The sequence below is a fragment of the Nocardioides sp. Leaf307 genome (assembly GCF_001423135.1).
Classification (GTDB): domain Bacteria; phylum Actinomycetota; class Actinomycetes; order Propionibacteriales; family Nocardioidaceae; genus Nocardioides; species Nocardioides kribbensis.
Window position 1 is genome coordinate 931,230 of the sequence record NZ_LMNY01000002.1, and the last position, 24,195, is coordinate 955,424.

Annotated in this window: 25 protein-coding genes and 1 tRNA gene; 3 read left to right on the plus strand and 23 right to left on the minus strand. The window is 74.9% G+C overall.

Annotated elements, in window-relative coordinates; genetic code table 11:
- Positions 1–13 precede the first annotated feature (13 nt).
- Positions 14–1,633 carry a GAF domain-containing protein gene (locus ASF50_RS13565; protein WP_056904773.1) on the plus strand — a complete coding sequence of 540 codons (1,620 nt, stop codon included), beginning with the start codon at positions 14–16 and terminating at the stop codon, positions 1,631–1,633.
- 22 nt (positions 1,634–1,655) lie between these two features.
- Here ASF50_RS13565 and ASF50_RS13570 read toward each other — a convergent pair whose 3' ends face one another.
- The 6 genes from ASF50_RS13570 to ASF50_RS13590 form a co-directional block, all read right to left on the minus strand.
- Positions 1,656–2,300, minus strand: a complete 645-nt coding sequence (locus ASF50_RS13570; protein ID WP_056862845.1) for a response regulator — start codon at positions 2,298–2,300, stop codon at positions 1,656–1,658.
- Positions 2,301–2,382: 82 nt separating this feature from the next.
- Positions 2,383–5,523 (minus strand): thiol reductant ABC exporter subunit CydD, encoded by a 3,141-nt coding sequence (gene cydD / locus ASF50_RS13575; protein WP_162242384.1) that lies wholly within the window; start codon positions 5,521–5,523, stop codon positions 2,383–2,385.
- On the minus strand, positions 5,415–5,774 hold the full coding sequence (locus tag ASF50_RS19285) for a hypothetical protein (RefSeq protein ID WP_162242385.1): 360 nt from the start codon (positions 5,772–5,774) through the stop codon (positions 5,415–5,417). Before ASF50_RS19285 ends, cydD begins: the two co-directional genes overlap by 109 nt.
- Complete coding sequence (gene cydB / locus ASF50_RS13580) at positions 5,771–6,793, minus strand: cytochrome d ubiquinol oxidase subunit II (RefSeq protein ID WP_056904774.1); 1,023 nt, start codon at positions 6,791–6,793, stop codon at positions 5,771–5,773. The genes ASF50_RS19285 and cydB overlap by 4 nt, the downstream gene beginning before the upstream one ends.
- 17 nt (positions 6,794–6,810) lie before the next feature.
- The gene (locus ASF50_RS13585) at positions 6,811–8,274 is read right to left on the minus strand and encodes a cytochrome ubiquinol oxidase subunit I (protein WP_056904775.1); all 1,464 of its coding nucleotides are present in this window, start codon (positions 8,272–8,274) and stop codon (positions 6,811–6,813) included.
- 102 nt (positions 8,275–8,376) lie between these two features.
- Complete coding sequence (locus ASF50_RS13590) at positions 8,377–9,222, minus strand: hypothetical protein (protein ID WP_056904776.1); 846 nt, start codon at positions 9,220–9,222, stop codon at positions 8,377–8,379.
- Positions 9,223–9,256: 34 nt separating this feature from the next.
- On the opposite strand from ASF50_RS13590, the gene ASF50_RS13595 reads away from it, so the two are divergent.
- Positions 9,257–9,781 carry a GNAT family N-acetyltransferase gene (locus ASF50_RS13595; protein ID WP_056904777.1) on the plus strand — a complete coding sequence of 175 codons (525 nt, stop codon included), beginning with the start codon at positions 9,257–9,259 and terminating at the stop codon, positions 9,779–9,781.
- Here the strand turns inward: ASF50_RS13595 and ASF50_RS13600 are convergent.
- From ASF50_RS13600 to ASF50_RS13620, 5 genes are all read right to left on the minus strand, one after another.
- On the minus strand, positions 9,771–10,790 hold the full coding sequence (locus ASF50_RS13600; protein WP_056904778.1) for a glycine betaine ABC transporter substrate-binding protein: 1,020 nt from the start codon (positions 10,788–10,790) through the stop codon (positions 9,771–9,773). The genes ASF50_RS13595 and ASF50_RS13600 overlap by 11 nt on opposite strands.
- 1 nt (position 10,791) lies before the next feature.
- Entirely contained in the window at positions 10,792–11,616 is an 825-nt protein-coding gene (locus ASF50_RS13605; RefSeq protein WP_235557667.1) for an ABC transporter permease, read from the minus strand.
- Entirely contained in the window at positions 11,613–12,806 is a 1,194-nt protein-coding gene (locus ASF50_RS13610) for an ABC transporter ATP-binding protein (RefSeq protein WP_056904779.1), read from the minus strand. The genes ASF50_RS13605 and ASF50_RS13610 overlap by 4 nt, the downstream gene beginning before the upstream one ends.
- Positions 12,803–13,444, minus strand: a complete 642-nt coding sequence (locus ASF50_RS13615; protein WP_056904780.1) for an ABC transporter permease — start codon at positions 13,442–13,444, stop codon at positions 12,803–12,805. Before ASF50_RS13615 ends, ASF50_RS13610 begins: the two co-directional genes overlap by 4 nt.
- Positions 13,445–13,582: 138 nt before the next feature.
- Positions 13,583–14,989 (minus strand): cystathionine beta-synthase, encoded by a 1,407-nt coding sequence (locus ASF50_RS13620; protein ID WP_056862131.1) that lies wholly within the window; start codon positions 14,987–14,989, stop codon positions 13,583–13,585.
- A gap of 69 nt (positions 14,990–15,058) precedes the next feature.
- Here ASF50_RS13620 and ASF50_RS13625 point away from each other — a divergent pair, with 69 nt between their 5' ends.
- The gene (locus ASF50_RS13625; protein ID WP_056862130.1) at positions 15,059–16,111 is read left to right on the plus strand and encodes an SGNH/GDSL hydrolase family protein; all 1,053 of its coding nucleotides are present in this window, start codon (positions 15,059–15,061) and stop codon (positions 16,109–16,111) included.
- Positions 16,112–16,253: 142 nt separating this feature from the next.
- Here the strand turns inward: ASF50_RS13625 and ASF50_RS13630 are convergent, their stop codons facing one another.
- The 12 genes from ASF50_RS13630 to eno all read right to left on the minus strand — a co-directional run bounded on the left by ASF50_RS13630 (position 16,254) and on the right by eno (position 24,117).
- On the minus strand, positions 16,254–17,120 hold the full coding sequence (locus tag ASF50_RS13630; protein WP_056904781.1) for a Bax inhibitor-1/YccA family membrane protein: 867 nt from the start codon (positions 17,118–17,120) through the stop codon (positions 16,254–16,256).
- A 163-nt stretch (positions 17,121–17,283) separates the two neighbouring features.
- Positions 17,284–17,898 carry a class I SAM-dependent methyltransferase gene (locus ASF50_RS13635; protein WP_056905031.1) on the minus strand — a complete coding sequence of 205 codons (615 nt, stop codon included), beginning with the start codon at positions 17,896–17,898 and terminating at the stop codon, positions 17,284–17,286.
- Between the two features lie 34 nt (positions 17,899–17,932).
- A complete protein-coding gene (locus ASF50_RS13640) occupies positions 17,933–18,307 on the minus strand; it encodes a VOC family protein (protein WP_056862843.1) in 375 nt (124 codons plus the stop codon).
- Between the two features lie 112 nt (positions 18,308–18,419).
- Positions 18,420–18,492 (minus strand) — tRNA-Leu (locus ASF50_RS13645).
- Between the two features lie 37 nt (positions 18,493–18,529).
- On the minus strand, positions 18,530–19,090 hold the full coding sequence (gene def / locus ASF50_RS13650; RefSeq protein WP_056904782.1) for a peptide deformylase: 561 nt from the start codon (positions 19,088–19,090) through the stop codon (positions 18,530–18,532).
- Positions 19,087–19,626 (minus strand): glycine cleavage system protein R, encoded by a 540-nt coding sequence (locus tag ASF50_RS13655; RefSeq protein WP_056904783.1) that lies wholly within the window; start codon positions 19,624–19,626, stop codon positions 19,087–19,089. Before ASF50_RS13655 ends, def begins: the two co-directional genes overlap by 4 nt.
- Entirely contained in the window at positions 19,623–20,420 is a 798-nt protein-coding gene (locus tag ASF50_RS13660; RefSeq protein WP_056904784.1) for a uracil-DNA glycosylase, read from the minus strand. Before ASF50_RS13660 ends, ASF50_RS13655 begins: the two co-directional genes overlap by 4 nt.
- Positions 20,421–20,430: 10 nt before the next feature.
- A complete protein-coding gene (locus tag ASF50_RS19055; protein ID WP_056862124.1) occupies positions 20,431–20,736 on the minus strand; it encodes a hypothetical protein in 306 nt (101 codons plus the stop codon).
- 59 nt (positions 20,737–20,795) lie between these two features.
- On the minus strand, positions 20,796–21,725 hold the full coding sequence (locus tag ASF50_RS13670) for an exopolyphosphatase (protein WP_228941420.1): 930 nt from the start codon (positions 21,723–21,725) through the stop codon (positions 20,796–20,798).
- Positions 21,710–22,207, minus strand: a complete 498-nt coding sequence (locus tag ASF50_RS13675; RefSeq protein WP_056904785.1) for a DUF501 domain-containing protein — start codon at positions 22,205–22,207, stop codon at positions 21,710–21,712. Before ASF50_RS13675 ends, ASF50_RS13670 begins: the two co-directional genes overlap by 16 nt.
- A complete protein-coding gene (locus tag ASF50_RS13680; RefSeq protein WP_227489012.1) occupies positions 22,204–22,650 on the minus strand; it encodes an FtsB family cell division protein in 447 nt (148 codons plus the stop codon). Before ASF50_RS13680 ends, ASF50_RS13675 begins: the two co-directional genes overlap by 4 nt.
- Positions 22,651–22,839: 189 nt before the next feature.
- Positions 22,840–24,117: a phosphopyruvate hydratase gene (gene eno, locus ASF50_RS13685; RefSeq protein ID WP_056904787.1), complete on the minus strand. Its 1,278-nt coding sequence runs from the start codon at positions 24,115–24,117 to the stop codon at positions 22,840–22,842.
- Positions 24,118–24,195 lie beyond the last annotated feature (78 nt).

Here is a 24,195-nt window from a genome sequence, read left to right on the forward strand (position 1 = left end):
CCACACTGAGCCGGTGCCCCACCGTCGACTCGACCTCAGCGGCTCCACCCACGCGCTGCTGGACGCCGTGGTCGCCATCTCCTCCGACCTCGACCTCCACAGCGTGCTGCTGCGCATCGTGGAGTCGGCCGCCGAGCTCACCGGCGCCCAGTACGCCGCGCTGGGCGTCATCGGCCGCGACGGCGACCTGTCCGACTTCGTCACCACCGGCCTCGACGACGCCGAGCGTGAGGCGATCGGCGCCCCGCCGCACGGCCGGGGCATCCTGCGGCTGCTGGTCGACCACCCGGAGCCGCTGCGCCTGCAGGACCTCTCCGCCCACCCCGCCTCCTACGGCTTCCCCGCCCACCACCCCCCGATGCGGACCTTCCTCGGGGTGCCCGTGCGGGTGCGCGGCGCGGTCTTCGGCAACCTCTACCTGACGCAGAAGAACCCTGTCGATGGCGTTGCGGAGCCCGAGCCCGGCTTCACCGACGAGGACGTCGCGCTGGTCGAGGCGCTGGCCTCGGCGGCCGGCTTCGTGATCGGCAACGCGCGCGCCTACGGCCTGAGCGAGCGACGGCGGGAGTGGCTGGAGGCCGCGGCGGTGCTGGGCGAGCACCTCCAGCCGCCCGTCGACCGGGGCGACACCCTCGTGCGCGTGGCCGAGGCGACCCGCACGGTGGGGCGTGCCCGCGCGGCGGCCGTGCTGCGCCTGCCCACCGGCCCGCAGGCCCCGACGATCGCGGCGCTGGCCTGCCACGAGGCCCAGCGCGAGGCGTTCACCGACCTGCTCGAGGCCGCCCTGCCGCTCGTCGCCGGCCACGTCGACGCGGTGGAGGGACCGCTGCCGGAGCCGGTCGACCTCGAGGTCGAGGGCCAGGCGGTCGTGCTGGTGCCCGTGCGGACCCACCTCACCTCGCCGGTCGCCCTCGCGGTGGTCACCGACCTCGCCCACGGACCGCAGGACGTCGAGGAGCGCGAGCTGCTGGTCTCCTTCGCCGACCAGGCCGCCCTGTCCCTCGACCGGACGCAGGCGCTGGCCGAGCGGGCCCAGATGGCGGTCGTCTCCGACCGGGAGCGGATCGCCCGCGACCTCCACGACGTGGTGATCCAGCGCCTCTTCGCCACCGGCCTGCAGCTGCAGGGCGCCGGCATGCTGACCACCGACCGCGAGGTCGCGGCGCGGGTGGACCGCGCCGTCGACGACCTCGACGCCACGATCCGCGACATCCGCGGCACGATCTTCGCGCTGCGCCACCGCAGCGTCGCCACTCTGCGCGACGAGCTCGACGAGCTGGTCGGCGACGCCGCCCCCCTGCTCGGCTTCACCCCGCTGCTGCGCACCGAGGGCCCGGTCGACACCGCGGTCACCGCCCGGGTGCGCGAGCACCTGCTGCCGGTGCTGCGCGAGGCCCTCAGCAACATCGCCCGCCACGCCGAGGCCGGGGCCGCCTGGGTCACCCTCGGCGTCGACGACGGCGAGGTGACGCTGCGCGTCGAGGACGACGGTCGCGGTCTGCCCGTCGAGCGCGTCGAGAGCGGGCTGCGCAACGCCGCCCACCGCGCCGAGGGGCTCGGGGGCTCCCTGGAGCTGGCCCCCCGCGAGCCGCGCGGCACGGTGCTGGTGTGGCGCGCCCGCGCCGGGTCGTGAGCCCGTGGGGCCCGGGTGCCGCTCAGTCCCGGGGGCTCCCGGCGCCCGGGCCCAGCAGTCGGCTGGCCAGCACGGCGGCCTGGGTGCGCCGCTCCAGGCCGAGCTTGGCCAGGATGCTCGACACGTAGTTCTTGACGGTCTTCTCCGCCAGGTGCACCCGCTCGCCGATCTGGCGGTTGGTGAGGCCCTCGGCGATGAGGGCCAGCAGCTTCAGCTCCTGCTCGGTCAGCTCGGCCAGCTCCGGCACGGTCGCCGAGCCGGTGCGCACCCGGTCGAGCACCCGGGCGGTGAGGGCGGGGTCGATGAGGGAGTGCCCCATGGCGACCGAGCGCACGGCGCCGACGAGGTCTTGGCCGCGGATCTGCTTGAGCACGTAGCCCGCGGCGCCGGCCATGATCGCGGCGAAGAGGGCCTCGTCGTCGTCGTAGGAGGTCAGCACCAGGGCCTTGATGCCGGGGTCCACGGCGCGCACCGCGCGGCAGACCTCGATGCCCGAGCCGTCGGGCAGGCGGGCGTCGAGCACGGCCACGTCGGGGCGCAGGGCGGGGATGCGGGAGGTGGCCTCGTGCGCCGAGCCCGACTCCCCGACCACCTCGATGCCGCCCGACTGCTCCAGCAGCGCACGGATGCCCTGGCGCACCACCTCGTGGTCGTCGAGGAGGAACACGCGGACCGGACGGTCCTGCCCGGCCTGCCCGCTCCGGTCACCCGGGGTCTGGTCGCTCGGGGTGTGGTCGAACGGGGTCTGGTCAGCCACGGTGCAGCTCCTCGGTCTCGGCCACCGGGTCGGGCCGTGGGGGCCCGTCGTGCCGGCCCAGATGTACCACGTCGTCGACCAGGTCGACACCCGCCGAGCCATGGGTGATCCACACGACCGTGCGCCCCGCACCCGCCGCGCGCCCGTCCGGGCCGAGCACCTCGCGCGCCAGGTCGGCGGCCGTGGCCTCGTCGAGGTGGGCCGTCGGCTCGTCGAGCACCAGCACCGGTGGGTCGGCGAGCAGGGCACGGGCCACGCCGAGGCGGGCGCGCTCACCGCCGGAGACCCCGGCGTGGCCCTCGCCGAGCCAGGTGTGGAGGCCGTCGGGCAGCGCGTCGAGCCACGGGCCGAGCCGGGCCGCGCGCAGGGCGGCCTCCACGCGGTCGTCGTCGGCGTCGGGCCGGGCCAGGCGCACGTTCTCCACCAGGGTCGAGGCGAACACGTGCGGTGAGTCGTCGACCAGCCCGACGGTGCGGCGTACGTCGTGGAGCGCGAGCGACCGCAGGTCCACGGTGTCGAGCAGGACCCTGCCCGTGCTCGGGTCCAGGAAGCGCAGCAGCAGTGCGGCCAGGGTGCTCTTGCCCGACCCCGACGGACCGACGACGGCCACGCGGCGACCGGGCGGCAGCCGGAGGTCGAGGTCGCCCACCGCCTCCTCCTCGCCCCAGCCGGCGCCGACGCGGTGCAGGACCACCGCCGGGTGCTCGGGCGCCGGTCGCGGCCGTGGCGGGTCGAGCACGCGCGGGGCCAGGGCGGCCAGCGCGTCGAGGCGCTCGCGGGCGGCGCGGGTGCGCACGCCGACGGCGCCCGCGTCGGCCACCGGCAGCAGCACGTCGGTGAGCGCGAGCGGCAGGAGCAGCAGCAGCGCGGCCCGCGGCGCGTCGAGCGCACCGTCGGCCACCGCCGGGGCGAGCAGGAGCGCGAGCGCCGCCGTGGACGCGGCCGCCGCGACGAGCACGACGGCGCGCCCGGTGGCGAGCGCGGTGGCGGCGCGCACGGTGTCGCGCCCGAGGTCCTCGGAGTCGGCGGCCACCCGGTCGGCGGCGCGTCCGCGCGCCTGCCACAGGCGCAGCTCCTCGCCCAGGTCGACCGCCTCCACGACGTGCTCGGCCAGCCGGGCGCGGGTGGCCACGGCACCGGCCTCGGCCCGCGCGGCGCCACGGCGGGCGACGGCGTGGGCCAGCAGCGCGGCGCCGGCGCCGCCCCCGGCGACGACGAGGCCCGCGGGCCACCGCACGAGGGAGGCCACCACCGAGGCCAGGACCACCACGAGGACGGCCGAGCGCACCGGCAGCCGCTCGCGCAGCTCGCGGTCGAGCACGCTGTCGACGTCGTCGACCACCGAGGCCAGCACGTCGCCGCGGCGTCGCCCGAGCGCGCCGGGCGTGAGCGGCACCAGCAGGTCGTAGACCCGTGCGCGCTGCTCGGCGAGCATGCCCAGCACCACGTCGTGGGCGCGCAGGCGCTCGGCCCAGCGCAGCGCGGGTCGCGCCAGCCCGAAGGCCCGCACGCCCACGATGGCCACCATGAGGGTCAGCACGGGCGGCTGCTCCGAGGCGCGGACCAGCAGCCAGCCCGCCGTCGCCGTCAGGGCCACCCCCGAGGCCGAGGCGAGGGACCCGAGCACGGTGGCCGCCCCCAGGCCGCCCAGGCCGCCCAGGCCGCCCAGGCGGCCGGCGGCGCGGGACGGGTCGGGCCGGGGCCCCTCCCCCGCAGCCGGTCGGGGTGCGGGCGCGGGCAGGACGGGCGCGGGCAGGACGGGCACAGGCGGGACGGACAGAGACGAGATGGACGGAGGAGGGGCGGGCACGCGCACCACGTGGTCGGCGAGGCCGACCAGCGCCGGGCGGTGGGTGACCACGACCACCGCCCGGGAGCGGGCGAGGTCGACCAGGGTGTCGGCGACGACCTGCTCGGTGAGGTCGTCGAGGTGGGCGGTCGGCTCGTCCAGCAGCACCCAGGGCCGGTCGGCGACGACCACGCGCGCCAGCGCGAGACGGGCCCGCTCCCCCGCGGAGAGGCTGGCGCCGTCCTCGGCGAGGTCGGTGTCGAGCCCGGCGGGCAGGTCGCGCACCCGCTCCTCCAGCGCCACCCGGCGCAGCGCGGCCCACAGCTCCACGTCGCCGGCGCCGGGCTGGCCCAGGCGCAGGTTGTCGCCGACGGTGCCGGCCACGAAGCCCGGACGCTGCGGGAGCCACGCGACCCGCCGCTGCCACGCGGGGTCGGCGGCGACCCGGTCGACGTGTCCGGCGGTCGCCGGCAGCAGGCCGGCCAGCACCGCGAGCAGGGTCGACTTGCCGCACCCCGAGGGCCCGACCACCACGGTGAGGCCGCGCTCGGGCAGGTCGGCGTCGAGGTGGTCGAGCACGGGGATCGTCCGACCGGGGTGCAGGAGGGTCAGCCCGCGCACCCGCAGCGGGCCGGACCCGACCCTCGTCGCCTCGTGGGCGCGGGGGTGGTCGGCCACGGGCGCGTCCAGCACGGCCGCGACCTGCTCGAACGTCGCGACGCCCTCGGCGGCGGCGTGGAACTCCGCGCCCACGCGGCGCAGCGGCCAGTAGGCCTCCGGCGCCAGCAGCAGCACGACCAGCGCCGTGCGCAGGTCGAGGCCCCCGTCGGCGACCCGCAGACCCACGCTGACGGCGACCAGGGCCACCGAGAGCGTGGCCACCAGCTCGAGCACGGCCGAGGAGGCGAAGGCCAGCCGCAGCGTGGCGGCGCTCGCCCGGCGGTAGCGCTCGGTCGCGACCCGGATCCGCGTCGACTGCGCCTCGGCGCGACCGAACACGACCAGGGTCGGCAGCCCCTTCACCACGTCGACGAAATGGCCGGCCAGCGAGCCCAGCTCGCGCCACTGCCGCTCCGCGCGGTCGCGGGTGGCCAGGCCGACCAGCGCGGCGAAGACCGGCACCAGCGGCAGGGTCACCAGCACGATGCCGGCGCTGAGCAGGTCCTGCGTCGCGATCGCCGCCACCGCGAGCGGGGGCAGCACGAGGGCCAGCACGAGGGCGGGCAGGTAGCGGGTCAGGTAGGGCTCGCACGCCGCCACCCCGCGCGTGGCGAGCAGCGCGACGCCCCCGCCCGGGTCGTCGCCGACGCGCGCCACCAGCCGGCGGCGTACGTCGGTCGCCACCAGCGCCGCCGCGCGTGCGGCGGCCCGGTCCCCGACGGCGAGGCGACGCCGCGACCGGCGAGGGCGGCGGCGAGGGCCCACGCCCAGGGGCCGACCGGCGCCCCGGAGACGACGGCGACGAGCAGCCCGGCCAGCGCCCCCGCCTGGGCCAGCACCAGCGCACCGCCGACGGCGCCGGCGGCCAGCACCGCGGCGAGCTCGCGCCGCGCCGGGGCCAGGCGTCGCAGCAGGCGCGGGTCGGTCGGTCTCACCGCTGCGGCTCGGGCACGCGCCCGGCGGCCGGGATGTGGTGCACCGAGATGCGCTGCCGGAAGACCCAGTAGGTCCACCCCTGGTAGGCCAGCACGACGGGGGTGAAGACGGCGGCGACCACCGTCATCACGCCGAGGGTGTAGGAGGTCGCGGCGGCGTTGGTCGTGGTCAGGCCCGTGCCGTCGGCCAGCGTCGTGGGCATCACGTCGGGGAAGAGCGCGGCGAAGAGACCGGCCACCGCGAGGGCGATGGCGGCGAAGGTGCCGACGAAGGCCCAGCCCTCGCGGCCCACGCCGACGGCCAGCACACCGAGCACCAGCGCGAGCGCCGCGCCGAGGAAGAGGACCGCCGAGGCGAGGTCGCCGGTGTCGAGCTGGGTCCACGACAGGAAGGCCACGGCGGCGAGCGCCGCCGCGGTGCCCAGCCCCGTGGCCAGGCCCCGGGCGTCGCGCCGCACCGGTCCGTCGGTCTTGAGGGCGAGGAAGACCGCCCCGTGGGTGAGGAAGAGCAGCAGCGTGGTGACGCCGCCGAGCAGGGCGTAGGGGTGCAGCAGGGTCAGCAGGCCGCCGGCGTACTCGCTGTCGGCGTCGAGCGGCACCCCGTGCAGGATGTTGGCGAAGGCCACGCCCCACAGCAGAGCCGGCACGAAGGAGCCCACCACGAGGGCGACGTCCCAGCGCGCGCGCCAACGGTCGTCGTCGACCTCGGCGCGGTACTCGAAGGCCAGGCCGCGCACGATGAGCGCCACCAGGATCATCAGCAGCGGCAGGTAGAAGCCGCTGAACAGGGTGGCGTACCACTCCGGGAAGGCGGCGAAGGTGGCGCCGCCGGCGACCAGCACCCACACCTCGTTGCCGTCCCAGACCGGCCCGACGGTGTTGAGCAGCACCCGTCGCTCGGCCTCGGAGCGGCCGAGCACCGGCAGCAGCATGCCGACGCCGAAGTCGAAGCCCTCCAGGCAGAAGTAGCCGATCCACAGGACGGCGATGAGGGCGAACCAGACGGTCGTGAGCTCCATGCTCGGGTCCTCCGGACTCAGTAGGCGACGGCGAGCGGGCGCTCGGGGTCGTGCTCGTCGTCGCGCAGGCGCGGCTCGACGTGGGGGTCGGCGCCGCGCGCGACGTAGTGCAGCAGCAGGCGCACCTCGACGACGGCGAGGACGGCGTAGACGCCGGTGAGCGCCAGCAACGAGACCAGGGCCTCCGTCGGGCTCACCGAGGGCGACACGGCGCGCTCGGTGGTCATCAGGCCGAAGACCGCCCAGGGCTGGCGGCCCATCTCGGTGAAGACCCAGCCGAAGGAGTTGGCCAGCAGCGGCATCAGCGGGAGGGCGACGCCCAGCCAGACCCAGCGCCGCGACGAGGGCGCCCGGCCGCGCCGGGTGGCCCACAGCACCGCGAGTCCGCCGGCGACCCCCGCGACGCCCAGGCCGATCATCAGCCGGAAGCTCCAGTAGGTCACCGGGACCACCGGGGTGTAGTCGCCCGGTGAGTAGTAGGCGGCGCCGGGGTCGGTGCCGTAGGTCTGCTCGTACTCCGCGCGCAGGTCGTCGATGCCGCGGACCTCGCCGTCGAGGTCGCCGGTGGCCAGGTAGGACAGCAGGTGGGGCACCCGGAGCGACCACAGCTCCTCGGAGCCGTCGAGGCTGCCCACGGTGACCAGCGAGAAGGCAGCGGGCTGCTCGGTGTCGTAGAGCGCCTCGGCCGCGGCCATCTTCATCGGCTGCACCTCGGTCATCACCTTGCCCTGGAGGTCGCCGCTCAGCGCCACCCCCGCTCCCGCGACGACGAGCACCACGGCACCGACGCGGGCGGCCGAGCGGAACATCCCGCGGTCCTCGGACCGGTCCGCCCCGGGCCTGCTGCGGCCGGCGCTCAGCTGCCACAGCGCCACCCCGACCACGAACGCCCCGGCGGTCATGTAGGCCGCCAGCAGCGTGTGGGGGAAGGTCACCAGCTGCACCCGGTTGGTCAGCACGGCCACGATGTCGGTGAGCTCCGCGCGACCGGTCACGGCGTCGTAGCGGTAGCCGACCGGGTGCTGCATCCAGGAGTTGGCGGCCAGGATGAAGTAGGCCGAGAGCACGGTGCCGACGTGCACCAGCCAGATGGTGGCCAGGTGCAGCCGTGGCGGCAGCCGGTCCCAGCCGAAGATCCACAGGCCGACGAAGGTCGACTCCAGGAAGAAGGCGAGCAGGCCCTCGATGGCCAGCGGCGCCCCGAAGACGTCGCCGACGAAGCGGGAGTAGTCCGACCAGTTCATCCCGAACTGGAACTCCTGCACGATCCCGGTCACCACGCCGATGGCCAGGTTGATGAGGAAGAGCCTCCCGAAGAACCGCGTCAGCCGCAGCCACTGCTCGTGCCCGGTGCGCACCCAGGCGGTCTGGTAGCCGGCCACGATCGCCGACAGGCCGATCGTGATCGGCACGAAGAGGAAGTGGTAGACGGTGGTGATGGCGAACTGCCAGCGGGCGATGTCGAGGGTGTCGAGGTCCACGCCTCCACCCTCGGGGCCCCCTCGCCGGGCCGCCACGGCACGACGGACCGCGCGGTCGGGACCTTCGTCCCCGCCGCGCGGGCCCAGCGGCTCGGCGACCTCTCAGCGGTCCAGCCGGTCGAGCACCGCCGTGTACGCCGCGACGTCGGCCGCGGGGTCGACCAGCGCCCCGAAGAGCAGCGCCCGCAGCAGCGCGGCGCGGGTCGCCGCGCCGGCGTAGCGGTCGAGGCGGGCGGGGTCGGCGCCGCCGCGCACGAGGTCGACGGCGGCGACCGCCTCGGCCCACAGCGGCGGGCGCCACGCCGGGGCGACGTCGAGCACCACCGGGGCCCCGGCGGCGTCGAGCAGCACGTGCCCGGCGAGGTCGGCGTGCACCAGCTGGTGGCGGGTCGCCGCCGGGGAGGCCGCGTCGGGGTCGAGCCCGTCGAGCAGGTCGGCGACGCGGCGCGCGAGTCCCGCGGCACTGGCCGGGAGCGTGCCGGCCGCGGCGCGCAGGTCGGCGCCGCCCGCGAAGGCCAGCCGCTCGGCGCGGGCTCGGGCGTCGGTGCGCTCCAGCACCACCGCGGGCGGCTCGGTCACGAGCGGGGCCAGCCGGGCGTGCAGCAGCCGCCCCGCGGCCAGCGTCACCGCGGGGTCGAGGCAGGCGGTGGTGCCCGGCTCCCAGCGGCTGGCCGCCCATCCCTCGACGACCCAGGCGCCGTCGCGCGCCGGCACCGGCATCGCCACCCGCAGGTCCTGGGCCCGGCGGTCGGGGCGCTCGTCGAGGCGCACGGCCAGGCGCGCCAGCAGCGGGCTGAGCCAGGCCTGCACGGCGGCGTCCCGACCGGGGCTGAGCACGAGGTCCCCGGCGCGCACGCTGTCGGTGAGCGCCCCGGGGAGCGGCTCGACGACCTCGGGCACCGCGAAGAGGTCGAGCACGTGGCTCGAGGGGGTCGCGGGGGTCGGCACGGCCCGGAGGCTACCGGGGCGGCAGGATGGCGACGTGCCCGACGTACGTGCCTCCGTCGCGGTGCGGCCGCGCCGCCCCGACGACCTGCCCGCCCTGGTCGCGGTGCTGGCCGCCCAGCAGCCCGGCTCGGGCTACCCGATGCGCTGGCCGCTGCCCTTCCCGGCCGAGGAGTTCGTGGTGCGCCCCGGCGAGCGCGCGGCCTGGGTGGCCGAGCACGAGGGTCGCGTCGTCGGCCACGTCTCGGTCACCGACGTGCCGCCCGACCTGGCCGGGGCCTTCGCGCGCCCGGCCCCGGAGCCCGCCCCGGCCATGGTGGCGGTGCTGTACGTCGACCCCGCCACCCAGGGCACCGGCACGGGCGGGCTGCTGCTCGACCGCGCCGTCGCCTGGATCCGCGACGCCGGGCTGCGCCCGGTGCTCGACGTGGCCCCCTCCCACCCGCGCGCGCTGGCCGTCTACCGCCGGCGCGGCTGGGTCGAGGTGGGCACCGCGCGGCCCGACTGGCTGCGCGCCGACCGTCCCGACCTGATCCTCATGGAGCTGCCGCTCAGGCGATGAAGCCCTCCTCGCGCAGCCAGTCCTCGGCCACGTCGGAGGCCTCGCGGCCCTCGACGTCGATCTCGGCGTTGAGGCCCAGCAGCACCTCGTCGGTGAGCTCCGCGGCCACGGGGTCGACCAGCTCCTCGATGCCGGGCTGGTCCTGCAGCAGCCGGTCGCCGACGACGAGCGAGATGTTGTAGTTGGGGAAGTACTGCCGGTCGTCCTCGAGCACGGTGAGGTCGAGGGCCAGGATCCGGCCGTCGGTGGTGAAGACCTCGCCGAAGGTGCACTCCCCCTGCGCGGTCGCCTCGTAGATCGCGCCGGTCTGGTAGAGCCCGATGTTGTCGTCGGGGGTGCCCTGGGCCTCGCCGCGCGGGATGTCGTAGGTCTCGAGCATGCCGGGCAGGCCGTCGGGCCGGTTCTCGAACTCCGACTCCACGCAGAAGGTGCGCTCGTCGACGGGGATGTCCTGGATCTGCGAGAGCTTGGTGATGCCCAGCCGCTCGGCGCTCTGCGCGGTCATCGCGAAGCCGTAGGTGTTGTTGGCCGGCGTGGGCGGCAGCCAGCGCAGGTCGTTCTCGGCCAGGTCGCGCTCCGCGACGGCGTCGTACTGCTCCTCGGTGCCCTGGATGGGCTCGTCCTCGCCGAGGTAGGAGATCCAGGCCGTGCCGGTGTACTCCCACATCGCGTCGATCTCGCCCTGCACCTGGGCCTGGCGCGCGGAGTTGCTGCCGGGGATGTTGGTGAGGTCGGTGACCTCCGCTCCTGCGGCCTTCATCAGGATGAGCACGATCTTGCCGAGCAGGATGTTCTCGGAGAAGTTCTTCGAGCCCACGGCGATCTCGGCCCCGTCGAGGGAGACCCCCTCGAGCGGACCGGCCAGGGTCGCGTCGGGCACGTAGCCGCCGGCGGTGCCCAGGCCGCAGCCCGCAGGCACGGCCAGTGCCGCGACGGCCAGCCCGGTGGCGGCCAGTCGGCGGGCGCGCGTGCGCAGTCGGGTGGGGCGGGTGGTGGCAGGACCGGTCATCTCAGACCCCCTTCGGTCGGGCGACGAACTCCAGGACCCGGCCCAGCCACTCCACGAGGAGGGCGAGCAGGGCCACGAGCAGCGCGCCGGAGACGACCAGCGAGTAGCGGAACAGGTTGATGCCGGCGACGATCATGGCGCCGAGCCCGCCGGCGTTGATGAAGGTCGCCAGGGCGGCGGTGCCGACGATCAGCACCAGCGCGGTGCGCACGCCCGACATGATCACCGGCAGCGCCAGCGGCAGCTCGACGCGCAGCAGCACCGCGGCCGGGGTCATCCCGATGCCGCGCCCGGCCTCCACCAGGGTGGGGTCGACGCCCTGCAGACCCACGATGGTGTTGCGGAGCACGGGCAGCACGCCGTAGACCACCAGGGCGATGATCGCGGTGCCGAAGCCGAAGCCGAGCCAGAGCGCGAGCAGCACGATCAGGCCGACGGCGGGCGCCGCCTGGCCGGCGTTGGCCAGGCCCACGACCACGGGCGAGGCCGCCTTGAGCCGGCCGCGGGTCAGCGCGATGCCGAGCGGCACGGCGACGGCGACGACGAGCAGACCGGCCACGGCGGTGAGCTTGACGTGCTCGACCATGAGCGAGGTCACCGTCGACCACGCCAGCTGGCTCTGCTCGACGGAGTCGAGGTCGGCGGTCTGGCGCCACAGCACCCAGGCCCCGAAGGCCAGCGCCACCAGCACCGGCGGCAGCACGAGGAGCAGCAGCATCTCCGGGTCGAGGCGCCGCCCCCGACGCCCGGTCGGCACGGGCTCGGCGGTCGGGTCGGCCGACGGCCCGGCCGAGGTCGCCGAGGTCACCGCGGGCGCCGTGCTCACGCGCGCTCCTCGACCGCGCGGTCCTCGAGCAGGCGCATGTGGTCGGTGACGGTGTCGAAGGTGACGATGCCGATGTAGCGGTCGCGGTCACCGGTGACCACGGCGGCGCCGTGGCTGCTGGTGAGCATGGTGTCGAGGGCGTCGTTGAGCGTCGAGCGCTCGTCGACGGTGACGAGGTCCTCGGTGGGCTCGACGATCCGGTCGCCCTTGAGCTGGCGCAGCCAGGGCCAGCCGCGGGGCCGGTCACGGTCGTCGAGCACGATCACGGAGCGCTCGCCGGCCGCCTCGGCCCGCTGCACGGCGTCGGCGGTGGGCTCGCCGATGCGGGCGGTGACCGTCTCGCGCAGGTCGACCTCGTTGACCCGGGCCAGGCTGAGCTGCTTGAGCGTGGAGCCGGAGCCCACGAAGTCGCTGACGAAGTCGTCGGCCGGCGAGGCGAGCACGACCTCGGGGGTGTCGTACTGCGCGATGTGGCCGCCCTCGCGCAGGATCACGATCCGGTCGCCGAGCTTGATCGCCTCGTCGATGTCGTGGGTGACGCAGACGATGGTCTTGCGCAGCTCGCGCTGGATCGAGAGCAGCTCGTCCTGCAGGCGCTGGCGGGTGATGGGGTCGACGGCGCCGAAGGGCTCGTCCATGAGGATCACCGGCGGGTCGGCGGCCAGGCCGCGGGCCACGCCGACGCGCTGCTGCTGCCCGCCGGAGAGCTCGCGGGGGTAGCGGTCGCGGTAGCGCGAGGGGTCGAGCCCGACGAGGTCGAGCAGGTCGTCGACGCGGCCCTTGACCCGCGAGGCGTCCCAGCCGAGCATCTTCGGCACGATCGCGATGTTCTTGGCCACGGTCATGTGGGGGAAGAGGCTGCCGCCCTGGATGACGTAGCCGATCTTGCGGCGCAGCTCGTCGGCGCTGCTCTTCCGCACGTCCTCGCCGTCGATGAGGATCGTGCCCGAGGTGGGCTCGATGAGCCGGTTGATCATCTTCAGCGAGGTGGTCTTGCCGCAGCCCGACGGGCCGACGAACATCACGATCTCGCCGGCGGGGATGGTCAGGGACAGCGACTCCACCGCCGCGGTCTTCTGGCCGGGGTAGCGCTTGACGACCTCCTCGAGGCGGATCTCCGCCCCGCTGATGCCGGCGGTCTGCCCGGTGGTGTGCCCGGTCGTGTGCCCGGTCGTGTGCTGCGTGGTCATGCCCTGATTCCCTTCGAGATGGTGAGCCGCCCGAGGAGCAGCAGGAGCACGTCGGCCACGAGGGCGACGAGGACGATGCCGAGGGTGCCGACCAGGGCGTAGTTGACGGCGTTGGCGCCGCCGATCTGCGCCAGGCCGGTGAAGATGTAGCCGCCGAGACCCGGTCCGAGGATGTACGCCGCGATCGCCGCGATGCCCATCGACATCTGGGTCGACGTGCGCACCCCGGCGTGGATGACGGGCCACGCCAGCGGCAGGCGCACCCGCCACAGCACCGCCAGCGGGCTCATGCCCATGCCGCGGGCCGACTCCACCAGCGTCGGGTCGACGCCCTGGAGGCCGACCACGGCGTTGCGCAGCACCGGCAGCAGGGCGTAGAAGGCGACCGCGACGAAGGCCGAGATCGGCTGGATGCCGGTGAGGGCCAGCATCACGCCGACCAGTGCCAGGGCCGGGATGGTGAGGCCGATCGCGCTCAGCGCGTTGGCCAGGCCCTGGAGCCACGAGTAGCGCACGATCACCACGGCCAGCAGCACCGCCAGCACGCTGGCCACCAGCACGGCCTGCATCACCAGGTTGAAGTGCTGGAACGTGTTGTACAGGATCTGGTCCTGCCGTTCCCTGACGAAGTCCCACACGTCGCGTCCACCGCCTCCAGGATCCGCCGGGGGTCAGCGGTCCGCGGCCACCCCACCACAGGTGTGGCCGGTGCGTCCCGTGATGTCACCCGGGTGGGTGAACACCCGTGACCCCCGCGGGGGCGACCATGCGCGGCCTCAGGAGCGCGCGAGGAAGGCCAGCAGGTCCTGGCGCGTGAGCACCCCGACGGGCTTGCCGTCCTCCTGCACGAGCACGGCGTCGACCTCCTCCAGCAGGTGCACCGCCTCGCGGGCGTCCTCGCCGGCGCCGATGGTGCGCAGCGGCGGCGACATGTGCTCCTCGACCGGGTCGGTGAGCCGCGCGGTGCCGGCGTAGAGGGCGTCGAGCAGGGCACGGTCGGAGACGGCGCCGGCGACCTCGGCCGCGACGATCGGCGGCTCGGCGCGCACGACGGGCATCTGCGAGACGCCGTACTCCTGGAGGATCGCCACGGCCTCGGCGATGGTCTCGGCCGGGTGGGTGTGCACCAGGTCGGGCAGCTGGCCGGACTTGCCGCGCAGCACCTCCCCCACGGTCTGGGCGTGGGGGGCGCCGTCGCCGGAGGGGAAGCCGTACTGCGCCAGCCAGTCGTCGTTGAAGATCTTGGTCAGGTAGCCGCGCCCGGAGTCGGGGAGGATGACGACGATGACGGCGTCCTCGCCCTCGGGGGTGCCGGCCAGCTCGTGGGCCAGCCGGCGCGCGGCGTAGGCCGCCATGCCGCACGAGCCGCCCACCAGGAGCGCCTCCTCGCGGGCCAGGCGGCGGGTGAAGGCGAAGGAGTCGGCGTCGGAGACCTCGATGATGCGGTCGGCGACGCCGCGGTCGTAGGTCTCGGGCCAGAAGTCCTCGCCGACGCCCTCGACGAGGTAGGGCCGCCCGGTGCCGCCGGAGTAGACCGACCCGGCCGGGTCGGCACCGACCACCTGGATCTCGCGGCCGGCCGCGGCGGCCTGCTCCTTGAGGTAGCGCCCGGTGCCGCTGATCGTGCCGCCGGTGCCGACACCGCACACCAGGTGGGTGATCCGGCCCTCGGTCTGCGCCCAGATCTCCGGGCCGGTGGTCTCGTAGTGCGAGCGCGGGTTGTGGGGGTTGGAGTACTGGTCGGGCTTCCAGGCGCCGGGCTGGGAGGCCAGGCGGTCGGAGACGTTGTAGTAGGAGTCGGGGTGCTCCGGGGCCACCGCCGTCGGGCAGACCACGACCTCGGCGCCGTAGGCCTTGAGCACGTTGCGCTTGTCCTCGCTGACCTTGTCGGGGCACACGAAGACGCAGCGGTAGCCCTTGGCCTGGGCGACCATGGCCAGCCCGACACCGGTGTTGCCGGAGGTCGGCTCCACGATCGTGCCGCCGGGCTGCAGCGCGCCGGAGGCCTCGGCCGCCTCGATCATCCGGGTGGCGATGCGGTCCTTCACCGACCCGCCCGGGTTGAGGTACTCCACCTTGGCCAGCACCAGCGGGCCACCCGTCGCGGGCAGGTCGAGGGTGCGCGAGAGGCGCACCAGCGGGGTGTTGCCGATCAGGTCCAGGAGCGAGTCGACGTACTGCACCCGGTCAATCTAGGGCCCGTTCACCCCTCCCGGCGAAGTGTGGACGGGCGTGCTCCGTAGAATCCCCGCGTGGGAAAAGCAGCAGCGGCACGCAAGCTCGCCTCCGCCGCTGCCTTCGGCGGCGGCGGTCTGTCGGTGCTCGGCGCCGGTCTCTACGGCGTCCTGACCGCCGAGGCGCGCCTGGCGCGCAAGACGATCGGGCCGATCCTCGAGGAGCCGCCGCCCGACCCGACCGGCTGGTACGGCCGCGGCCGGCCCGGGCCCGCGATCAAGGTCGCCCTGCTCGGTGACTCCAGTGCCGCGGGCTACGGCGTCGAGCGGGTCGAGGAGACCCCCGGCGCGCTGGTCGCCTCCGGCGTCGCCGAGCACGCCGACCGGCGGGTCTACCTGCGCGACTTCGCCGTCGTCGGCGCCAAGTCCTCCGACCTCGGCGAGCAGATCGACCGGGCGCTGCCCATCGAGCCCGACGTCGCGGTCATCCTCATCGGCGCCAACGACGTCACCCACGTCGTGACGCCCGCGGTCTCGGTGCGCCACCTCTCCGAGGGGGTGCGCCGCCTCCGCGAGGCCGGGGTGGCCGTCGTCGTCGGCACCTGCCCCGACCTCGGCACCCTCAAGCCCATCGCCCCGCCGCTCAAGCAGGTCGCCCGCGCCTGGTCGCGCCGCCTGGCCGCGGGCCAGACCATCGCGGTCATCGAGGAGGGCGGGCGCACCGTGTCGCTGGCCTCGGTGCTCGGACCCGAGTTCGCCGCGGCGCCCGCGCTGCTCTTCGGCCCCGACCAGTTCCACCCCTCCGCCGCCGGCTACCGCTCGCTCTCCGCGGTGCTGCTGCCCTCCACGCTGGCGGCGCTCGGCGTCATCGACACCGACGAGGCCCAGCTCGAGGCCCTGCGGGGCGAGGGCGTGCTGCCCATCACCGCCGCCGCGATCCAGGCCGTCAACCACCCCGGCACCGAGCTGGGCGGCACCGAGATCGGTGGCAACCGGCTCGGCGTGCGCGGCCTGTGGGTCGAGCTGCGCCACCGTCGTCGCCGGCCCGAGACCGAGGGCGAGACCCCCGACGAGCACGACGAGGACGCGGGCGAGCAGGGCACGCCCGACCCCGAGCTCGCCCGCGGCTGACCTCGCCCCACGACCCCGGCGCAGACGCAGACGCAGACGCAGACGCTGGCGCAGACGGACGGAACCCCCCGGACCGAGGTCCGGGGGGTTCCGTGTTCCACGCCGACCTAGCGGGGCCGGACAGGTGGGTGCTGCTCCTGGGTCAGTCCTGCTGGAAGAAGGCCAGGATGCGCAGCAGGTTGGTGTAGATCCAGACCAGGCTCACGGTCATCGCGAACGCCGCGCGCCACGACTCACGCTCGGGCAGGCCGTTGGCGATGCCCTGCTCGACGAAGTCGAAGTCCATGATCAGCATGAAGACGCCGAGCACCAGACCGACCACCGCGAAGACGAGGCTGAGGCCGGTGCCGACACCGAAGAAGCCGATCTGGGCGCCGAAGAGGCCGAGCACGAGCTCCATGACGGCCAGGCCGACCATGCCGAGCACGGCGGCGGTCACCATCATCCGGAACTTCGGGGTGACCTGGATGTTGAGGACCTTGTAGGCCGCCAGCGTGCCGGCGAAGGCCGCGAAGGTGCCGATGACCGCGCCCTGGACGACGCCGGGGTACATGACGTTGAAGAGCAGGCTCAGCGCGCCGAGGGCGACACCCTCGAAGGCGGCGAAGACGAGCACGAGAGCCGGGTTGATGACCCGCTTGAAGGAGTTGACCATCGACAGCGCGAAGGCGCCGAGCGCACCGATCGTCGCGGCCGCGCCCACCGTGGGCAGGGCGGTCTCGGCGGTGGTCTCGGTGACCTCCGGCATGGCGATCCAGGTCGCGAGGGCGGTCAGGATGACCACGCCGAGCGTGATCGCCGTCTTCTGCACGACGCTGTCGATCGTCATCGGGCCGGTGGTGGCCGGCGTCTGCTGGGCGGGGCCGCCCGGGGTGCCGACGCCCCACTGCGAGGGGTCGTTGGAGTAGCCGGGGTACCCGTTGCCCGCGTAGGTCTGGTTGCCGTAGGCGTTCGCGCCGGAGCGGTTGAACTCCTCCGACCGGCGGAACACCGGGTTGTTGCTCTGCATTGGTCTCTCCTTGGAGGCCGGTGGTGACCGTCTCCCTGACGGTTCACTGAGTGGGGACCACTGTAGGGGTCCTCACCAGCCTCAACGTCACACCCGTCCGGGGCGTTCCCGGTGCGGCTGTGAATCTCCTGAGCCGCCGGCGGGCCCCGACCCCCGACCGGCGCTAGCGGCGTACGGCGTGCACCACCGTGTCGGTCACGGCGACCTCGGCGCCCTCCACACGATGCGTGCGGGTCGGGGCGTCGGCGCGGCGCACGTCCCAGTGCTGCGGGTCGAGCAGGCCCACGACCCGGTCGGGGGTGAAGAGGATGTCGTCGCCGTGGTGGTGGCGCACCCCGGTCTCGACGTCGTGGGGGTGGTGGCCCACCACCAGCAGCGAGCCTCCGGGCGCGACGGCGGCGCCGAGGCGGGTGTAGAGCGGCGCGAAGAGCTGGGTCGGCACGTGCACGAAGTGGGCGCTGACCAGGTCGTACTGCTCGGGCAGGGTCTCGGCGAGCAGGTCCGTCTGCAGCCAGGTGGCCCCGACCCCCTCCTGCGCCGCCCGGGCCGCCCCCCGGTCGAGGGCCACCTGCGAGAGGTCGACGCCGGTGGTGCGCCAGCCGCGGTGGGCCAGCCACAGCACGTCGGCCCCCTCGCCGCAGCCGACGTCGACCGCCGAGCCGGGGGCGAGCCCGCCGACGACGTCGACGAGGTGGGGGTTGGGGGCGCCGCTCCAGATCCGCTCGGAGGAGGAGTAGCGCTCGTCCCAGAACTCCGCGGTCCACATGTCGTCGGTCATGGGGGCCATGCTCCCCCTTCAGGTCGACCTGAGGTCAACCGCCCATCGCAGCCAGCTCCCAGACATGACCGTCGAGGTCGCGGAAGGACCAGCCGTACATCCCCGGGTGCTCCTGCTTGGCGCCCGCCGGCGATCCGCCGGCGGCGAGCGCCCGCTCCACCGTGCGGTCGACCTCCGCGGCGTCGGACGCGGTGAGCGCCACCAGCACCTGGTCTCCCGACGGCGGGGCGGTGGTGCCGTGGAAGGAGTGGAAGTAGTCCTGGCGCAGGAGCATGGCGCATGCGGAGTCGTTGACGACCATGCAGGCCGCTCGCTCGTCGCTGTAGTCATCGTTGAAGGTGAAGCCCAGACCTTCCCAGAACGCGCGGCTGGCCGCCACGTCGGCCACAGGCAGGTTCACGAACATCATGCGGGTCACGGAGATCTCCTCGGTCCTCGAGCCGGCCCGTCGCCGGCGTCCTGGGTGGTCCGACCGGTTTCCGGCCGCGGACTCATCGCGACACGAGCCCTCGTTGACGGTGTGCCCCCGGTGGGACTCGAACCCACACTGCGGCGCTTTTAAGGCGCCTTCCTCTGCCGTTGGGATACGGGGGCCGGCTCCGATCCTCCGGCGGAGCGTCCGGTCGAGCGCCTAGAGGTAGGTCTTGCGAGCGTAGATCGCGTGGGCCCCGGCGACGCGGTCGAGGAAGAGCAGCCCCTGGCAGTGGTCGATCTCGTGCTGCAGCGCGCGGGCCTCGAAGGCGCTGGTCGACACCTCCACCTCCTCGCCGGTGCCGGGCAGCTGGCCGCGCACCGTGATCCGGCCGGCGCGCTTCACGTCGCCGGTGAGGTCGGGCACGCTCATGCAGCCCTCGCGGGCCCTCTCGTTGCGGCTGGAGGAGACGACCTCGGCGTTGCAGAGCACGAAGGTGCCGTGGTGCTCGCGGGTCTTGGGGTGCTCGGAGACGTCGACGCAGAAGACCTGCGCCCCGACCCCCACCTGCGGGGCGGCCAGGCCGACGCAGCCCGGGCTGACCCGCATCGTGGCCACCAGGTCGGCCGCGAGCCGCACGACCTCGGCGGAGGTCGGGTCGACCCGCTCCCCCACCCCCGACAGCACCGGGGCCGGCGCGGTGAGGACGTCGAGCACCCGGCCCTCCACGCCGAGCTCGGCCTCGGTCCAGGCCGCCACCCGGGGATCGACAGCGCTCACAGGTCGTCGGCCTCGGCGCGGCGCAGCGTGGCCCCGACGCCCAGCGCCGTCGCCGCGGTGCGCACGGCGGCCTCGAGGGCGTCGACGTCGGCCCCGGCGGGCAGGTCGATCTCGGCCACGAGGAGGTAGAGGTCGCCGGCCAGGCGGGTGGTGAGGTCGGTGATGTTGCCGCCGACCTCGGCGACGCGGCCCACCACCGACGACACGATGCCAGGACGGTCGCCGCCGTGCACGGTGAGCACCCAGGAACTGCCCGCGGGCGCGGCGCCGGCGCCCGGCGACACCGCGCGCACGGTCACGGTGAGCGAGCCGTCGTCGGCCAGCGGCGCCAGGGCCGCCTCGATCGACGCGGCCGAGGGCTCGCCCGCGCAGACCAGCATCATCGCGAAGTGACCCCGCAGCAGGGTCATCGTGGAGTCCTCGAGGTTCAGCCCGAGCTCGGCCAGGCGGCCGGTGGTCTCGGCGATGATCCCCGGGCGGTCGTGGCCCAGGACGGTGATCGCGTGCTGGGTCGGGGGCGGCGTGGGGGTGCTCACCGCTCCATTGTCGCAAGGGCCGCGGCGCGGCCGAGCACCTCGTCCAGCATCGGCTCCGTCAGCCGCCCCGTGAACGTGTTCTGCTGGCTGGGGTGGTAGCAGCCCAGCAGCGCCACCTCCTCGCCGTCGGGCCGCACGAGCCGCGCCTGCGCACCGTGGCCGAACCTCGCGGCCGGCCGCGGCACCTGCCACCCGGCCCGCCGTACGCCGCCCAGCGCCGCCGCCCAGCCGAAGGCGCCGAGCGCGACCACGACGCGCACGTGCTCGCCGACCAGCGCCAGCTCGCGGTCGAGCCAGGGGGCGCAGGTGTCGCGCTCGGCCGGGGTCGGCCTGTTCTGCGGCGGGGCGCACCGCACGGCGGCCACCATGCGCGTGTGCACCAGGCGCTGGCCGTCGCCGGCGTGCTCGCTGGTGGGGCGCTCCGCCAGCCCGACGCGGTGCAGCGAGGCGAAGAGCCAGTCGCCGGAGCGGTCGCCGGTGAAGATCCGCCCCGTGCGGTTGGCGCCGTGGGCGGCCGGGGCGAGCCCGACGACCAGCAGCTTCGGGCGCTCGGCGCCCCAGCCGGCGACGGGCCGCCCCCAGTAGGGCTGCTCGGCGAAGGCGGCGCGCTTGGTGAGCGCCACCTCCTCGCGCCAGGCGACCAGCCGCGGGCAGGCCCGGCAGGTGGTCACCTCGCGGGCGAGCCGCTCCAGCGGGATGCGGGGCTCGGCCGGGTCGTCGGGCCAGCCGGTGCCGGGCGGCACCGGCGAGGCGAAGACCTCACCGGTCAGCGGGTGGGGCAGCCCGTCCGGCACCGGCCCGACCTCAGAGCGGGGTCTGGGTGGTGGTCTGGGTGGCGACCGGGCCTCCGGTCGGGGACGCCGCGTCGTCGCTGCTCATCTTGTCCTTGGCCGCCGCGGCCACGTCGCCGGCCTTCTCGCGGGCGACCTCGGCAGCGGCGGTGGCCTGGGTGCGGGCGGTGTCGGCGGCCCTGTCCTTGGCCGACTGCACGCGTGGGTCGCGCGCGACCTTGCGGGCGGCGGTGACGATCTCGTCGTAGCGGTCACGGCCGGCGCGGGCGCCCAGCACGTAGCCGACGGCTCCGGCGGCGATCAGGGTGGTCTTGCTCATCGGTCGTTCTCCTCCTGTGGGGGGGTGGATCACTCGAGCCCCCCACTGTGCCGTCGCGCTCAGGCGGGCGGCACCACCCCTGCGGGGGCGGCCACCGACCAGGCGATCCCGTCGAGGATGTCGGTCTCGGAGGCCACGACCCCGGCGACCGCGGTGCGTCGCAGCACCCGCGAGAGCACCAGGGCACCGGCCCCGATGACGTCGGCGCGTCCCGGGTGCATCCAGGGCAGGGCCAGCCGCTCGGCCACCGTCATCGCGAGCAGCCGCTCGGTCAGCTCGTGCACCGCCTCGACGGGGAGCTCGGCCTGGTCGACGGCGTCGCGGTCGTAGGCCGGCAGGCCCAGCACCCCCGCGGCGACCGAGGTCGCGGTGCCGGCGACGCAGACCACCGTGCGGGCCGCGGCGGCGTCGACCGGGCAGGCGTCGAGGGCGGCGTCGACGTCGGCGACGCAGGCCGCCACCTCGTCCGCGGTCGGCGGGTCGGAGTGCAGGTGCCGCTCGTGCAGGCGCACCGAGCCGACGTCCATCGAGTGCGCCGCCGTCGGTGCCGCCCCGCCGAGGATCAGCTCGGTCGAGCCGCCGCCGACGTCGACGACCAGCACCGGCTCGGCCGGCGCGTCGAGCTCGCGCACGGCCCCGGCGTAGGCCAGGGCGGCCTCCTCGGCGCCGGAGAGCACCTCGGGCAGCACCCCGAGGCGCGCGCGCACGCCCTCGCGGAAGTCCTCGGCGTTGCTCGCGTCGCGGGTGGCCGAGGTGGCGCAGAAGCGGACGTCCTCGGGTCGCACCCCGTGCTCGGCCAGGATCGCGGCGTAGCGCTCGACCTCGGCGAAGGTGCGCTCCAGCGCCTCCGGGGAGAGCCGTCCGGTGCGGTCGACGCCCGCGCCGAGGCGCACGACGGTGGCCTCGCGCACCAGCACCTCCGGCATGGTGCCGACCAGCAGCTTGATGGTGTTGGTGCCGCAGTCGACGGCGGCTACGGGCCGACGCACGGACCCTGCTCCCACCACGGGCCCAGCAGCGCGAGCACCTCGTCGCCCAGCGGGTTGACACCGGGGCCCTGCGCCAGGGCCTGGCCCGCGAGCACGTGCAGGCACTTGACCCGGCTCGGCATGCCCCCGGCGGAGATGCCGGCGATCTCGGGCACTGCACCGGTCCGCCGCTCCAGCTCGCCGCGGGCCTCGAGGTAGCGCTCGTGGGCGCGGGCGTAGGCCGCGGCCAGCTCGGGGTCCTCGCCGAGGCGGGCCTCCATCTCCTTCATCAGCCCCGAGCCCTCCAGGGTGCCGATGCGGGAGGCGGCGCGGGGGCAGGTGAGGTAGAAGGTCGTCGGGAAGGGCGTGCCGTTGGGCAGCCGCGGCTCGGTGGTGACGACGTCGGGGCTGCCGCACGGGCAGCGGTGGCCCACGGCGTGGATGGCGCGGGGCTCACGGCCCAGCTGCTCGCCGATGGCCGCCTCGTCGGCGGGGTCGATCACTGGTCGCTGTCCTCCTGGCCGCTGGGGGCCTGCTCCGGGGAGCCGTCGATCTCGGTGGCGGGCGGGGTGCCCTCGTCCTTCGGGGGGCGTCCGGCGGTCTCGACCGACGCCCACGCCTCGTCCCACCACGCGGTGGGCTCCTCGGGCGCGACGTCGGCGGGGTCGGTGAGCGTGGCCTCGGCCTCCAGCGGCTCGCCGTCCTCGTCGAGCACCACGAAGGAGCGCTCGCCGGGCATGACGTAGCCGAAGCGCTCGCGCGCCACCTGCTCGACGTACGCCGGGTCCTCCCAGCGCCGCTGCTCGCGCTCGAGCACGTCGATGTCGGCCTGGCGCTCCGCGATCTCGGTGCGCAGGTCGTCGAGGTGGGCCCGCTGCTGGAGGTAGGCCCGCGCCGAGGAGGCGTAGGACACCGCCAGCACGGCGAGCACGAGCACGAGGATCATCGCGCGACCGGTCAGCCGCGGGCGCCGCACCGACGGGCCGGGCCCGTCGGGGGCACGGCCGGCCAGGGGGGCGCGGGTCCGCGGGCCGCCCGCGGGACGCCCGGGGCCTGACCGGCCCCGGGCTCCCGGCCGGGAGGCGGCCCCCCGCGCGGGGGTGCGTCGCTTGTCGGCCATGCCTCCTAGGGTCCCCTACGCGGTGTACCGCGGGAACGCCGACACACCGGCGTAGCGCGCGGCGTCGCCGAGCTCGTCCTCGATGCGCAGCAGCTGGTTGTACTTCGCGACGCGCTCGGAGCGGGCCGGGGCGCCGGTCTTGATCTGGCCGCAGTTGGTGGCCACGGCGAGGTCGGCGATGGTGGTGTCCTCGGTCTCGCCCGAGCGGTGGCTCATCATGCAGCGGTAGCCGTTGCGGTGGGCCAGCTCGACGGAGTCGAGGGTCTCGGTCAGCGAGCCGATCTGGTTGACCTTCACCAGTAGCGCGTTGGCCTGGCCGCCGGAGATGCCGCGCTGGAGGCGCTCGACGTTGGTGACGAAGAGGTCGTCGCCGACGATCTGGATCCTCGAGCCGAGCTGGTCGGTCATGGCCTTCCAGCCCTCCCAGTCGTCCTCGTCGAGGGGGTCCTCGATGGAGACGATCGGGTAGGCCTCGCACAGCTCGGCGTAGTAGGCCACCATCTCGGCGGCGGTCTTGGAGCCGCCCTCGAAGGCGTAGGTGCCGTCGGTGCAGAACTCGCTGGCCGCGACGTCCATGGCCAGGGCGATGTCGGTGCCCAGGGTCAGGCCGGCCGCGGCGACGGCCTCGGCGATGAGGTCCAGCGCGGCGCGGTTGGAGTCGAGGTTCGGGGCGAAGCCGCCCTCGTCGCCCAGGCCCGTGGCCAGGCCCTTCTTCTTCAGCACCGCCTTGAGCGCGTGGTAGACCTCCGCGCCCTGGCGCAGCGCCTCGCGGAAGGTGGGGGCGCCGATCGGCGCGATCATGAACTCCTGGATGTCGACGTTGGAGTCGGCGTGGGAGCCACCGTTGAGGATGTTCATCATCGGCACCGGCAGCACGTGGGCGTTGGGGCCGCCGACGTAGCGGTAGAGCGGGAGACCCGCGGAGTCGGCCGCCGCGCGGGCCACGGCCAGCGAGACGCCGAGGATCGCGTTGGCGCCGAGCTCGGCCTTGTTGGGGGTGGCGTCGAGGTCGAGCATGACCTGGTCGACCAGGCGCTGGTCGTCGGCGTCGAGGCCCTCCACGGCCGGGCCGATCTTCTCCACGACGCCGCGCACGGCGTTCTCGACGCCCTTGCCGAGGTAGCGGTCGCCGCCGTCGCGCAGCTCGACGGCCTCGAACGCGCCCGTGGAGGCGCCGCTGGGCACCATCGCCCGGGCGAAGGTGCCGTCGTCGAGGAGGACCTCGACCTCGACGGTGGGGTTGCCGCGGGAGTCGAGGATCTCGCGGGCGCCGACTGCTTCGATGGATGCCACTGGCTTGCTCCTGGTGCAGAGGTGTCTCGGGTGAGGGCCCGGCCAGCCTAGGGGACCCGGCACCCCGCGCCGACCCTG